Origin of the sequence: Corynebacterium qintianiae (assembly GCF_011038645.2) — a bacterium.
Taxonomy (GTDB): Bacteria; Actinomycetota; Actinomycetes; order Mycobacteriales; family Mycobacteriaceae; genus Corynebacterium; species Corynebacterium qintianiae.
In genome coordinates this window covers 1025931-1039802 of record NZ_CP064955.1, presented here as the reverse complement: position 1 = coordinate 1039802, position 13872 = coordinate 1025931, and the positions used below count along the sequence as shown (strand labels likewise).

General features: G+C 60.2%; 7 protein-coding genes and 3 rRNA genes. All 10 read right to left on the bottom strand.

From position 1 onward, the window contains the following. Positions 1-3: 3 nt before the first annotated feature. Positions 4-828 carry a TlyA family RNA methyltransferase gene (locus tag G7Y29_RS05130; protein ID WP_165005074.1) on the bottom strand — a complete coding sequence of 275 codons (825 nt, stop codon included), beginning with the start codon at positions 826-828 and terminating at the stop codon, positions 4-6. A 189-nt stretch (positions 829-1017) separates the two neighbouring features. Beyond that, complete coding sequence (locus G7Y29_RS05125) at positions 1018-2001, bottom strand: HAD-IIA family hydrolase (protein WP_165005076.1); 984 nt, start codon at positions 1999-2001, stop codon at positions 1018-1020. Between the two features lie 10 nt (positions 2002-2011). After that, the gene (locus G7Y29_RS05120) at positions 2012-2686 is read right to left on the bottom strand and encodes a tetratricopeptide repeat protein (RefSeq protein WP_249399818.1); all 675 of its coding nucleotides are present in this window, start codon (positions 2684-2686) and stop codon (positions 2012-2014) included. A 1072-nt stretch (positions 2687-3758) separates the two neighbouring features. Continuing rightward, positions 3759-3876: ribosomal RNA gene (gene rrf / locus G7Y29_RS05115) — 5S ribosomal RNA — on the bottom strand. A gap of 175 nt (positions 3877-4051) precedes the next feature. Further along, positions 4052-7134, bottom strand: a 23S ribosomal RNA gene (locus G7Y29_RS05110). A gap of 399 nt (positions 7135-7533) precedes the next feature. Further along, a 16S ribosomal RNA gene (locus G7Y29_RS05105) occupies positions 7534-9051 on the bottom strand. Together the 16S, 23S and 5S rRNA genes form the textbook arrangement of a ribosomal RNA operon. A 610-nt stretch (positions 9052-9661) precedes the next feature. Next, the gene (gene tyrS, locus G7Y29_RS05100; protein ID WP_165004803.1) at positions 9662-10927 is read right to left on the bottom strand and encodes a tyrosine--tRNA ligase; all 1266 of its coding nucleotides are present in this window, start codon (positions 10925-10927) and stop codon (positions 9662-9664) included. 44 nt (positions 10928-10971) lie between these two features. Continuing rightward, the gene (locus tag G7Y29_RS05095) at positions 10972-11154 is read right to left on the bottom strand and encodes a Trm112 family protein (RefSeq protein WP_165004793.1); all 183 of its coding nucleotides are present in this window, start codon (positions 11152-11154) and stop codon (positions 10972-10974) included. Positions 11155-11164: 10 nt separating this feature from the next. Next, entirely contained in the window at positions 11165-12607 is a 1443-nt protein-coding gene (gene argH, locus G7Y29_RS05090) for an argininosuccinate lyase (protein WP_165004791.1), read from the bottom strand. Between the two features lie 12 nt (positions 12608-12619). Beyond that, positions 12620-13822, bottom strand: coding sequence for an argininosuccinate synthase (locus tag G7Y29_RS05085; protein ID WP_165004789.1), 1203 nt, complete (start codon positions 13820-13822; stop codon positions 12620-12622). Positions 13823-13872: the final 50 nt, after the last annotated feature.

Genomic DNA, 13872 nt, shown 5'->3' with positions numbered 1-13872 from the left:
GTCTTACTCAGGTCCTTCCTCGACGGCGCGGGCCACCATAGCGGTCAGTGAGTCGTCGTCAAGCTTGGTAGCGCCTGCGTCCTTGACGAGCCATAAAAAGTATTCTACGTTGCCGCTTGGACCCGGCAGCGGCGAGGCGACTACCCCGCGCGTACTTAGCCCCAACGACTGCGCGAACTGGGCGACGCGCGAGGTCACCTCCGCGCGCAGCTCCGGCGAGCGCACGACACCGCCGCTACCCAGACGGTCCTTGCCCACCTCGAACTGGGGTTTGACCATCGGCAGGAGGTCCGCACCGTCAGCCATGCACTCCGTGATCGCCGGCAGCACGAGTTCCAGGGAGATGAAGGACAGGTCCCCTACCATCAGGTCCGCAGTCCCACCCATCATTTCCCGCGTCAGGTTACGGATGTTGGTCCGGTCAAGCACCCGCACGCGCGGGTCGTTCTGCAGGCGCCACACGAGCTGTCCGTAGCCAACGTCGACTGCCACGACTTCCTTCGCGCCCTTGGACAGCAAGACGTCAGTGAACCCACCGGTGGACGCCCCTGCATCAAGTGCACGGCGCTTATCGACGCCCAGCCCACGCGCCTCAAAATACTCCAACGCACCCAGCAGCTTGTGCGCGCCGCGAGACGCCCAGTCATCGGCGGTGTCAATGTTGACCTTGATCGAGACTTCCGGCTCGACCACCGTCGCCGGCTTCGTGGCGGCAAAACCGCCAACCTCGACGCGTCCCTCCTTGATCCAGGATTGGGCCTGCTCGCGGGACCGGGCCAGCTTGCGCCGCACCAGTTCCGCGTCGAGTCTCCTGCGTCCTGGGGCCACGTGGGCCTCCTTTCGGCTAGTTGTTGTTCAGTGCGTCACTTAACACAGCATGCGCCCTCGAGAGCTGGTCCACCTCCTCCGCGAGCGTGCTGGCAGGCTCGCCCAGAATCGCGCTGACCCGCTGGGCAACCTCATCCGGTGTTATCCGTAATGACCTCGGGTCCCGAGGAACCGGTGCTGCCACCTCCGTCACCACCACTGCAAGGTCGCAGCTTCCGCGACCTCCGAATTCGGGCGAACCAGGGCGGGCGGTTTGTCCATGTGCCACGCGACCTCCAGGACGGTGCGCAGAGCTTGGATACTGGTGGCTCCCTCGTTGCCCCGGCTCAGGATGATGTCGTCCCCGTCGATCCGTGCCGAAAAGCCGCCTTGTGCGGACGGCTTCAGTGTTTCGGGGTCCTGGGCAAGGGCGGACATCGACTCGCCAATGTAGGTGGGGCGATGCGCCGGGGGCGCCTCCAGCAGCTCAATCGGACCGGAAACTCCCGTGAGCACATGCAGCGATGGCATGCCCGCGGCAACGGCGCCCGCGATATCCGTGTTGAGCCTGTCGCCCACCGCCAACGGGCGCTTCGCACCCGCCAACTGTGCGGCCTGCAGGAACATGGCGGGCTCTGGCTTGCCGGCAGATTCCGGAACGACTCCGGTGGCCGACGTCACCGCCGCGACCATCGAACCGTTGCCCACGAGCAAACCGCGCTCGGTGGGCAGGGTGGTGTCAAGGTTGGAGGCGACGTAGATCGCGCCGCCCGCGATTGCCAGCGCCGCCTCAGAAAGTTGCGCCCACCCCGTCTCCGGGCTGTGGCCATGGAGAACGACTTTCGGAGCATCCGCTGCGGTATCGACTACACGGTAACCGGCCTCATCGACGAGCATCCGGAAAGAGGGGGCGCCGACCACGAGCACAGGATCACCCGGACTCAGATGTCTACCTGCAAGCACCCCCGCGGCCTGGGCGGATGTCACAACGTCGTCCGGACCCGCGTTCAAACCCATCACCCGGAGCTTGTCTGCGACCTCGGCCGGGCCGCGCGACGCGTTATTCGTGATGTACAAAGCCCTCAGCCCGGACGAGATTATCGCCTCGACTGCCCCAGGCAGCGCTGCGTCCCCCGCCCAGACCGTGCCGTCGAGATCGAGCAACAGGGCGTCGAAAAGCGAGCTCAGCGTCATGGGGTTCACCCTAGCTGAGCTCCTCGACGCGGACGGCCGCGTCAGTCATTTCATCCTGGTCGATATCTGCGGCGTGGGTAAACCACGTGCGGGCCTCATCCCTTCGTCCGAGAGCGAGCAGCGCGTCAGCGTACGCGTACGACAGGCGCGCGGAGTCCGGATCCCGCGAATCGAGGGACGGGTTCAGACGCTGCAACGTCGCCAAAGCAGCCTCGTGCTGGCCTAGGTCGTGCCGAGCCCCCGCGAGAACGATGCCCAACTCAATCTTACCTGCCGGATCAAGCTCCGCCACTTCCGGCCCACGGCCGATCTCCAACGCCTTCTCCGGGCGTCCCAGCCCGCGCTCAGCATCAGCCATGACCGCGAGTAAACCAGGGCCACCCGACATCCGGCGCGCGGCACGCAGTTCGGAGAGAGCCTCTTTCCACTCACCCGCGTGGTAAGCGACAATCCCGTTAGTCTCCCGGACCACTCCGACCCTGCCGGCGCGATTCTTCGCAGCTCGGGCGTGGCGGAGAGCGAGCTGCGGGTCATCAGCTAAGAGCGTCGTCGCCATAATCATGTGCTTAGCAACGCGGTCCGCGTTGTCCTTCGCCAGCACCCGCAGGTCCTGGAGTACTGCACGGTCGAGGTCATTGATATCGATGTCCTCATGGAGATCCGGCTCGGAGAGCTTCTGGTTCATCCTGTCTTCGCGAAATCCCTGCCGCTGGGGGCTGAAACGGTCGCGGCGCTGCCGGTTGTCCTCGCGATCGCGGCCGCCGCGGGCATCCGACCGAGCGCCACTTCTACGATTGTCACGATCGCCGGAGTAGCGGCGTTCGTTGCGGTCGCCTCGCTCCCTACGGTCATTGCGACCCCCGCGGCTGTCGCGTCCTGGCCTTTCGCCGCGCGACTCTGAGCCGAAATCATCCCTCATATACTGCCCTTCCTAAACGTCGACACCATTATAGGCGCAGGCCTTGTCGGGCGACCTATCCGGTTTAGCGAGCCCGCTCAAGCCAGCGGAAGTATCCACGGATGATTGGCTCGCACTGAACCGCCGGGGTGCCCCTCTCGGTTTGGTTCACCTACGACACGCGTCCTAAATCTTCGCAGGATTGGATTAATCGGTCGTGCTATTAGGTAAGTCGGCTCGTCGTGGAGGCGGGCACGGGAACCTCGCCTTTCGGCGAAGCAACGGCTCTGTGAGCGCTCCTCGAAATGTACGAGCCTGGAACCCAGGCACGGCTCCGCATTGCCGAGTCTTGGCTGTCTCGATCCCTTGCTTCCACAGGGACTCTGCAGCGGCGGAGTCCGCATTGCGAAGTTTCAGCGCGGGCTGACTCTGAGGGTTTATGCCCCGGGGCTTTGCAGTGACGGAGTCTCGTGTCGGGGCGGAGTCCGCGTTGCGGAGTACACAGCGGCCCCAGCCGGTTGTTTCTGCAGCAGCTCCGCTGTGGCGGTGTCCGCATTGCGGAGTTTCTTGTGTCCGATCCGTTGATCTCGGTGGGCCACTACGTCCGCATTGCGGAGCACACAGCGGCCCCAACCGGTTGTTTGTGCAGGAACTCTGCCACTGCGGGGTCCGCATTGCGGACTTTGTCGTGCCCAGTCCGTTGATCTCGCGGCAACTGTGCAGTGGCGGAGTTTGGTGACGGAGTCTGGTGTCGGAGTTTGAGTCCGCATTGCGGAGTTGTGGGGTGCGATGGGGACAGCCCGCAACCGGTCCACCGTGGTGGTGGGGGTTGCGGGCTTTGGTGTTGATGAAGTTGTTGGGTCGGCGGTAACTTACTCTCCCACCCCCTCCCGGGGGCAGTACCATCAGCGCGGGCGGGCTTAGCTTCCGGGTTCGGAATGGGTCCGGGCGTTTCCCCGCCGCCATCAACCACCGACACATCTTTTAAGGTGTGTCGCTTGTGTGCGACAAGTATTTTGTTGTTGTGGTCCACTTGTTTCCACCCGGGTGGGTGGTTTTTGTGGTGGTTGTGTGGTGTGTCAGATACTGCATAGTGGACGCGTGCGGCTGTTATTGTTGAAACACTGTTGTGTTTTGTTTGGGCCGTTGATTCGTTGTTTTTTGTTGGTGTATTAGTACCAGTCACCTCCGGTAGTTGCCTACTGTCCAGATCTGGCCTATCAACCCCATAGTCTGTGGGGAACCTCAAAAGAAACCTCATCTTAAAACAGGCTTCCCGCTTAGATGCTTTCAGCGGTTATCCCTTCCGTACGTAGCCAACCAGCGGTGCTCCTGGCGGAACAACTGGCACACCAGAGGTACGTCCGTCCCGGTCCTCTCGTACTAGGGACAGCTTTCTTCAAGTTTCAACGCGCGCGGCGGATAGAGACCGAACTGTCTCACGACGTTCTGAACCCAGCTCGCGTGCCGCTTTAATGGGCGAACAGCCCAACCCTTGGGACCTACTCCAGCCCCAGGATGCGACGAGCCGACATCGAGGTGCCAAACCATCCCGTCGATATGGACTCTTGGGGAAGATCAGCCTGTTATCCCCGGGGTACCTTTTATCCGTTGAGCGACACCACTTCCACACGTTGGTGCCGGATCACTAGTCCCGACTTTCGTCCCTGCTCGACATGTACGTCTCACAGTCAAGCTCCCTTGTGCACTTACACTCTTGCACCTGATTGCCAACCAGGCTGAGGGAACCTTTGGGCGCCTCCGTTACTCTTTGGGAGGCAACCGCCCCAGTTAAACTACCCACCAGGCACTGTCCCCAACCCAGATCATGGGCCAAGGTTAAGGTATCCACTACGGTCAGAGTGGTATTTCAACAACGACTCGGCCACCACTGGCGTGGCGGTTTCATAGTCTCCCACCTATCCTACACAAACCGCACCGAACACCAATACCAAGCTATAGTGAAGGTCCCGGGGTCTTTTCGTCCTGCCGCGCGAAACGAGCATCTTTATCGTACTGCATCTCGTACTGCAATTTCACCGGGCCTGTGGTTGAGACAGCAGGGGAGTCGTTACGCCATTCGTGCAGGTCGGAACTTACCCGACAAGGAATTTCGCTACCTTAGGATGGTTATAGTTACCACCGCCGTTTACTGGGGCTTAAATTCTCCGCTTCGGTATCACTACCTAACAGGTCCTCTTAACCTTCCAGCACCGGGCAGGCGTCAGTCCGTATACATCAACAGTATGTCTTCGCACGGACCTGTGTTTTTGATAAACAGTCGCTCCCCTCTATTCTCTGCGACCCCCACCCGCTGCCGGCCGTTAAAGGCCTTCACCGGTGAAGGTCCCCCTTCTCCCGAAGTTACGGGGGTAATTTGCCGAGTTCCTTAACCACAGTTCACCCGACCGCCTTAGTATTCTCTACCTGACTACCTGTGTCGGTTTCGGGTACGGGCCGTGCACACACTCGCTAGAGGCTTTTCTCGGCAGTACAGGATCACCCACATCACCCCTCAAGGGGCTACGCGTCACGCCTCACACATATGAACCGAAGCATTTCACTCACAGTTCGTGCCACACGCTTGCACCACAATCCAATAAGTGGCTGAGCTACCTCACTGCGTCACCCCATCACTCGGCTACTACGGATCAGGCCCCACGCATCACAACAACCCACACGTCAAAGACGCGCATGGTTGCCGATCAGGGTGGTTAGTATCACCGATTCACCCTTGGGCGCGTATGCACGGGTACGGGAATATCAACCCGTTAACCATCGACTACGCCTGTCGGCCTCGCCTTAGGACCCGACTCACCCTGGGAAGACGAACTTGACCCAGGAACCCTTAGTCATCCGGCGGATAAGATTCTCACTTACCACTCGTTACTCATGCCTGCATTCTCACTCGTGCACAGTCCACAACCCCTTACGGTACTGCTTCACCCCATACACGACGCTCCCCTACCCATGCTAAAAGCATGCCGCGGCTTCGGCGGTGTACTTGAGCCCCACTGAATTGTCGGCGCGGAACCACTCGACCAGTGAGCTATTACGCACTCTTTCAAGGATGGCTGCTTCTAAGCCAACCTCCTGGCTGTCTTCGCGATCCCACATCCTTTTCCACTTAGTACACCCTTAGGGGCCTTAACCGGCGATCTGGGCTGTTTCCCTCTCGACTATGAAGCTTATCCCCCACAGTCTCACTGCCATGCAACACTTAAACCGGCATTCGGAGTTTGGCTGACATTGCTAAGATGATAGTCCCGCTCAACCAACCAGTAGCTCTACCTCCGGCAAGCTCACATAACGCTGCACCTAAATGCATTTCGGGGAGAACCAGCTATCACGGAGTTTGATTGGCCTTTCACCCCTACCCACAACTCATCCCCTCAGTTTTCAACCTAAGTGGGTTCGCGCCTCCACAACCTCTTACAGCTGCTTCACACTGGCCATGGGTAGATCACCCCGCTTCGGGTCCAGGACATGCCACTACAACACCCTCTTAGGATTCGCTTTCGCTACGGCTACCCCACCAGGGTTAACCTCGCGACATGCCGCTGACTCGCAGGCTCATTCTTCAAAAGGCACGCCATCACACACACGAGGTGCTCTGACGGATTGTAAGCGCACGGTTTCAGGAACTATTTCACTCCCCTCCCGGGGTACTTTTCACCATTCCCTCACGGTACTATCCACTATCGGTCACACTGAGTATTTAGGCTTACCGGGTGGTCCCGGCAGATTCACAGCAGATTCCACGAGCCCGCTGCTACTCGGGACACAATCAACACGCTGCCATGCATTTTCACGTACAGGGGCTCTCACCCACTACGGCGCACCATCCCAAGTGACTTCCGCTAACACACAACACACGCGCACAAAGTCGACAGCCTTCGTACAAATCGCATCCCACAACCCCACACACGCAACCCCTGCCAGGTATCACACGCACATGGTTTAGCCTTATCCACGTTCGCTCGCCGCTACTAGCAGAATCATATTTTATTTTCTTCTCCTGCGGGTACTGAGATGTTTCACTTCCCCGCGTCACCCCCACACAAGCTATGAATTCACCTGCGGGTAACACCACATAACTGGTGCCGGGTTTCCCCATTCGGACATCCTCGGATCAACGCTTAGTTGGCAACTCCCCGAGGCATAACGCAGCCTCACACGTCCTTCATCGGCTCAGCATGCCAAGGCATCCACCGTACGCCCTTAATAAAAAACACACATAACACTAAGGCACACACACAAAACACAATTTCAAGAATAAAGATGCTCGCGTCCACTATACAGTTCTCACACACCACACCCACACCCACCGCACGCGCCCCAACAAGGAACACACACGACACAATGCAGGCCACACGGTAACAACACATCTGCTGCACCAGAAACCCAACAGCATGCCAACACACCACAATCATTTTTTGCCTGCAACCATCAATTGCACACCAGCGCGACACAAGCACAACCATTTCCAACGATCATGCCGGCATGCATCCACCCGGATTTCAAATATATCGGCGGCAGTCACACACACGGCGACTCAACCACCCACGACACCACACACCACCAACAACTGTCAGCAGCACACAATGTGACTCACAAAAACAAAAGCTCCTTAGAAAGGAGGTGATCCAGCCGCACCTTCCGGTACGGCTACCTTGTTACGACTTCGTCCCAATCGCCGATCCCACCTTCGACAGCTCCCTAACAAGTTTGGGCCACTGGCTTCGGGTGTTACCAACTTTCATGACGTGACGGGCGGTGTGTACAAGGCCCGGGAACGTATTCACCGCAGCGTTGCTGATCTGCGATTACTAGCGACTCCGACTTCATGGGGTCGAGTTGCAGACCCCAATCCGAACTACGACCGGCTTTCAGCGATTAGCCCCACCTCACAGTGTCGCAAACGCGTTGTACCGACCATTGTAGCATGTGTGAAGCCCTGGACATAAGGGGCATGATGATTTGACGTCATCCCCACCTTCCTCCGAGTTAACCCCGGCAGTCTCTCATGAGTCCCCACCATCACGTGCTGGCAACATAAGACAAGGGTTGCGCTCGTTGCGGGACTTAACCCAACATCTCACGACACGAGCTGACGACAACCATGCACCACCTGTACACCAACCACAAGGGAAACCGTATCTCTACGGCGATCTGGTGTATGTCAAGCCCAGGTAAGGTTCTTCGCGTTGCATCGAATTAATCCACATGCTCCGCCGCTTGTGCGGGCCCCCGTCAATTCCTTTGAGTTTTAGCCTTGCGGCCGTACTCCCCAGGCGGGGCGCTTAATGCGTTAGCTACGGCACGAACCCCGTGGAAGGGACTCACACCTAGCGCCCACCGTTTACGGCATGGACTACCAGGGTATCTAATCCTGTTCGCTACCCATGCTTTCGCTCCTCAGCGTCAGTTACTGCCCAGAGACCTGCCTTCGCCATCGGTGTTCCTCCTGATATCTGCGCATTTCACCGCTACACCAGGAATTCCAGTCTCCCCTACAGCACTCAAGTTATGCCCGTATCGCCTGCAGTCCCACAGTTAAGCCGTGGACTTACACAAACGACGCGACAAACCACCTACGAGCTCTTTACGCCCAGTAATTCCGGACAACGCTCGCACCCTACGTATTACCGCGGCTGCTGGCACGTAGTTAGCCGGTGCTTCTTATCCAGGTACCGTCACTTACGCTTCGTCCCTGGCGAAAGGAGTTTACAACCCGAAGGCCGTCATCCCCCACGCGGCGTCGCTGCATCAGGCTTGCGCCCATTGTGCAATATTCCCCACTGCTGCCTCCCGTAGGAGTCTGGGCCGTATCTCAGTCCCAATGTGGCCGTACACCCTCTCAGGCCGGCTACCCGTCGACGCCTTGGTAGGCCATTACCCCACCAACAAGCTGATAGGCCGCGAGCTCATCCCATACCGCAAAAGCTTTCCAACCACACACCCACATGTGATTCCTATCCGGTATTAGACCCAGTTTCCCAAGCTTATCCCGAAGTACAGGGCAGATCACCCACGTGTTACTCACCCGTTCGCCACTCGAGTACCCCGCAAGCAGGGCCTTTCCGTTCGACTTGCATGTGTTAAGCACGCCGCCAGCGTTCATCCTGAGCCAGGATCAAACTCTCCACAAAAACATTTCAGCAGAAACATCCAGGCGTGAAAAGCCCAAACCCAACCACAACAAAAACCACACCACCAACCCCACAACAACAACCGCAGGGCCAGCAGCACTGGCACAAAATCCTAAAATTTCACTAGCAAAAACTAGCCACCAGCCCTCACAATCCGACGAGGAAAAACCAAGAGCCAGCAAAAAACGCGATCCGAAAACCGCACACCATGGCAAAACCACGAAGCAATGCCGCCATCAAAGGTTCACGACACCACCACCGGCACACACCCACCCACACCCAAAACAAAACCAGGCATAAGCAGACACACCACAATGCACAACCAACAAACCACAAACAAAAAATAAAAAATACATTGGCACACTATCGAGTTCTCACACAACACACCCCAGCCAAACCACAACCGGGAAAAATGAATCTACACAACCACCCAACACAAAGTCAAACAGCCATGAAACTCACCACCACCAGAAGTTAACCTCACGGCAACCTCAACCGGCAGCGAGGACAAACATTAGCCACCCCACCCCAACAACACAAATCCCCAGCACAAAGCCCCAAAGGCGGAACAGAAAAGGCCCGCAATAGCGGGCCTTTCACACAAACTGGTTTAAACGCGTTTCACTCCGGCGAAGTTCTTCTTGCCCCGCCGCAGCACCAGCCACCTTCCGTGCAGGAAGTCATCATCGCCAGGAGCCCATTCCTCCGATTCGATGCGGTTGTTGTTCGCGTAGACACCACCCTCCTTGAGGGATCGCCGTGCGGCACCCCTAGAATCCGCGAGCCCTGCGCCGACGAGCAGGTCAACAATGTTCTCGCCGCTGCCGGACGAGGTTTCGTACAGCCGTGTCTCGGCCACGGCCGCCGCAAGGGTGGGTTCGTCAAGGTCGCGCAACTCGGCGCGCCCGAACAGTGCCTGCGCCGCGAGTTCCGCGTTGCGTGTCGCCTCCGGCCCGTGAACGAGGTCGGTCATTTCCTGGGCGAGCCGGATTTGCGCCTCCCGCTTGAACGGGCGTTCCGAGACTTCACATTCCAATCGAGCCAGTTCCTCCTGGTCCAAGAATGTGAACCACCGCAGGTAGCGAATGACGTCGGCGTCAGCGGTGTTTACGAAGTACTGGTACCAGGTGTAGGGCGAGGTCATTTCGGGATCAAGCCACAACGAGCCGCCGCCGGTCGATTTGCCGAATTTCTTTCCCTCCGAGTCCGTTACCAGCGGCACGGTCAGGGCATGGACGTGCGCACCGTCCATGCGCCGGTTGAGGTCGACTCCCGCGACGAGGTTGCCCCACTGATCACCGCCGCCTACTTGAAGAACGCAGTTATGGGTTCGCCGCAGTTGAACGTAGTCGTTCGCCTGCAAGAGCATGTAGGAAAACTCCGTGTACGAGATGCCGTCGTTCTCTAGGCGGCGCTTCACGGTGTCTCGGCTGAGCATGGTGGACAAGGAGAAGTGTTTGCCGACGTCGCGCAGGAACGCAATCACGCTCATGTCTGCGGTCCAGTCGTTGTTGTTGACCAGCAGCGCGGCGTTCGATCCCTCGAAATCGACGAAGCGGGAAAGCTGACCCGAAATTCGTTGCGCCCAGTCGGCGACGGTGTCGTCGGAGTTCATCGAGCGCTCGCCGACATCGCGCGGGTCGCCGATCTTGCCGGTCGCTCCGCCGGCCAGGACGATGGGGCGGTGGCCCGCCATCTGGAACCGGCGCAACATCAGCAGCGGCACGAGGTGGCCGGCGTGCAGCGAGGGCCCAGTCGGGTCGAAACCGCAGTACAGGGTGATCGGCTTGCGGGTTTCCTCGCGAAGGTTGTCTAGATCTGTGGACTGGTTAATCAGTCCGCGCCACTCGAGTTCGGAAATAATGTCGGTGTTGATTGCCATGGAGTCTTAGGGGTCTTTCTGCGCGTGCGCTGAGCGGTTTAGTTGCCCTTGGCCGGATACGCCTGGGCTTCGTCGATAAGCAAGACGGGAATCCCGTCGTCGATGCGATAGGCGATCCCGAGCCGCTCGTTGACGAGCAGCTGCTCGGATTGCTTATAGGCGAGTGGCCCCTTGTCCTTCGGGCAGGCAAGGACCTCGAGAAGCTTGGGATCGAGACTCATGGCTGACATCCTACTGAGCGCCGCCGCGCACAGGCGTAGTGGCCCACACGCGGTGGCCGCGAACCGCCTCTTCCACACGCTGGCGCTGCTCCTCGACCCGCGGCCGCGCAGTTCCGCCGCGGGTGCTTCGCGATGCCACTGCGCCGTCGATGGTCAACACATCCCGGACCGCGGGCGTCAACCGCGCATCGACACCCCGTAGCTCGTCATCGGTGAGTTCGTCCAGGCCCACTCCCCTAGCCTCCGCGATCCGGACGCAGGCGCCGGAGGCCTCATGGGCCTCGCGGAACGGCACGCCCTGGCGCACCATCCACTCGGCGAGGTCGGTGGCCAAGGTGTACCCGGCTGGCGCGAGCTCGCGCATTCGGTCCTCGTGGAACACCAGGGTGGACACGAGCCCGGTCATGGCCGGCAAGAGGAGCCGCAGCTGAGTCACGGAATCGATGACTGGTTCCTTGTCCTCCTGCAGGTCGCGGTTGTAAGCGAGCGGCATCGCCTTGAGAGTCGCCATGAGGCCCGCGAGGTTGCCGATGAGACGACCGGTCTTGCCACGGGTGAGCTCGGGAACGTCGGGATTCTTCTTCTGCGGCATGATGGAGGATCCCGTTGACCAAGCGTCGTCAAGCGTGACGTAGCCGAACTCCGGTGTCGACCAGGCGATGATCTCCTCCGACAACCGCGAGAGGTCAACGGCAATCTGGGCGAGCACAAACGCGGTCTCCGCTGCAAAGTCGCGTGACGACGTCCCGTCCAGCGAGTTGTCGCTCGCGTCGGCGAAACCCAGTTCTTTCGCAATAGCCTCGGGGTCCAGGGCGAGCGAGGAACCCGCAAGCGCCCCGGACCCATACGGCGAGATGGCGAGACGCTTATCCAGGTCGCGGATGCGCTCGAGGTCGCGCAACAACGGCTGGGCGTGCGCCAGCAACGAATGCGCGAGCAGGATCGGCTGGGCGGCCTGGAAGTGGGTCTTGCCGGGCATGATCGTGTCCGGGTGCGCGGCAGCCTGGGCAACGAGCGCGTCGATCAGGCCTGCGACATCGAGGGCGATGCCCCGCACAGCGTCGCGGCACCACATGCGGAACATTGCAGCCACCTGGTCGTTGCGGGAGCGACCGGCGCGCAGGCGCCCGCCCACCTCGGGGCCGACGCGCTCGATCAGGCCCCGCTCCATGGCGCCATGGACGTCCTCGTCCGTCGGAAGCGGCCCGAAAGACCCGTTGGCCACATCGCGGCCGAGCTGGTCAAGCCCGGTGAGCATGGTCTCTAAGTCCCCGTCGCTCAGCAGGCCCGCACGGTTCAGTACCTTTGCGTGTGCCTTGGACGCAAGGACGTCGTATGGGGCGAGGACCCAGTCGAAATGGGTGGACACGGACAGGGCGAACATCGCCTCCGCGGGGCCGCCTGAGAAGCGGCCTCCCCAGAGCGCACCCTCGTTGGTCTTGTGTTGCTCCATGTGTCGGCGGGCCTACTTCCCAGCTTCGCGGTCGCGCTTGTTGGCGATCTGGGAGGACAGGCCGTGCAGACGTACAAAACCTTTGGCCAGGGTCTGGTCAAAAGTGTCACCCGTGTCGTAGGTAGCCAGGTTGAAGTCATACAGCGAGTGGTTGGAGCGGCGACCGTTGACCGTCGCGGTGCCCGCGTGCAGCACCATGCGAATATCCCCGGTGACGTGCTCCTGGGTCGACTCGATGAACGCGTCAAGGGAGCGCTTGAGTGGGCCGAACCAGAGCCCGTCGTAGACTTCCTCGGACCAGCGGGCGTCGATAAGCCGCTTGTAGCGCGCGAGTTCGCGCTCGACGGTGACATCCTCCAGCGCCTTGTGGGCGGTGATGAGCGCGACCGCACCCGGGGCTTCGTAGACCTCGCGGGACTTGATACCCACGAGGCGGTCCTCCACCATGTCCAGACGGCCGATGCCCTGCGCGCCGGCACGGCGGTTGAGCTCCTCAATGGCCTCCAGCACGGTGACCTGCCGGCCGTCGATGGCAACCGGCTTGCCGGATTCGAAGGAGATGATGACCTCATCGGGGGCGTTGCCGATGGCCGGGTCCTCGGTGTAGGCGTAGAGGTCCTTGGTCGGCGGGTTCCACAAGTCCTCGAGGAAACCGGTTTCCACCGCGCGACCCCAGACGTTCTGGTCGATCGAGAACGGCGACGACGCGGACTGCTCGATGGGGAGGTCCTTGCCCTCGGCGTACTCGATGGCCTTGTCGCGGGTCCACGCGTAGTCTCGCGCTGGCGCCACGATCTCCAGGTTCGGGTCCTGGTTCAGGAACCCGACCTCGAATCGCACCTGGTCGTTGCCCTTGCCGGTGCAACCGTGGGCGACGTGGGTGCCGCCGTGGCTCTGCGCCGCCGCGACGAGGTGCTTGACAATCAGGGGACGGGAGATCGCCGAGACGAGCGGGTACTCGTTCATGTACAGGCCGTTGGCTTTAATGGTGGGCAGGCAGTAGTCCTCGGCGAACTCGTCCTTCGCGTCAATGACGATGGACTCAGCGGCGCCGCAGTCGAGGGCGCGCTGGCGGACGGACTCCATGTCCTCTCCGCCTTGGCCGAGGTCGAGAGCCACGGCGATGACCTCGCCACCGATCATTTCACCGAGGTACGGGATTGCGACAGAGGTATCAAGGCCGCCTGAGTAGGCAAGCACAACGCGGTTAGTCATGGGTAATTCTCCTTTAATGTGGTTTGTTTACGTAGGTTACCCGCCGCCCG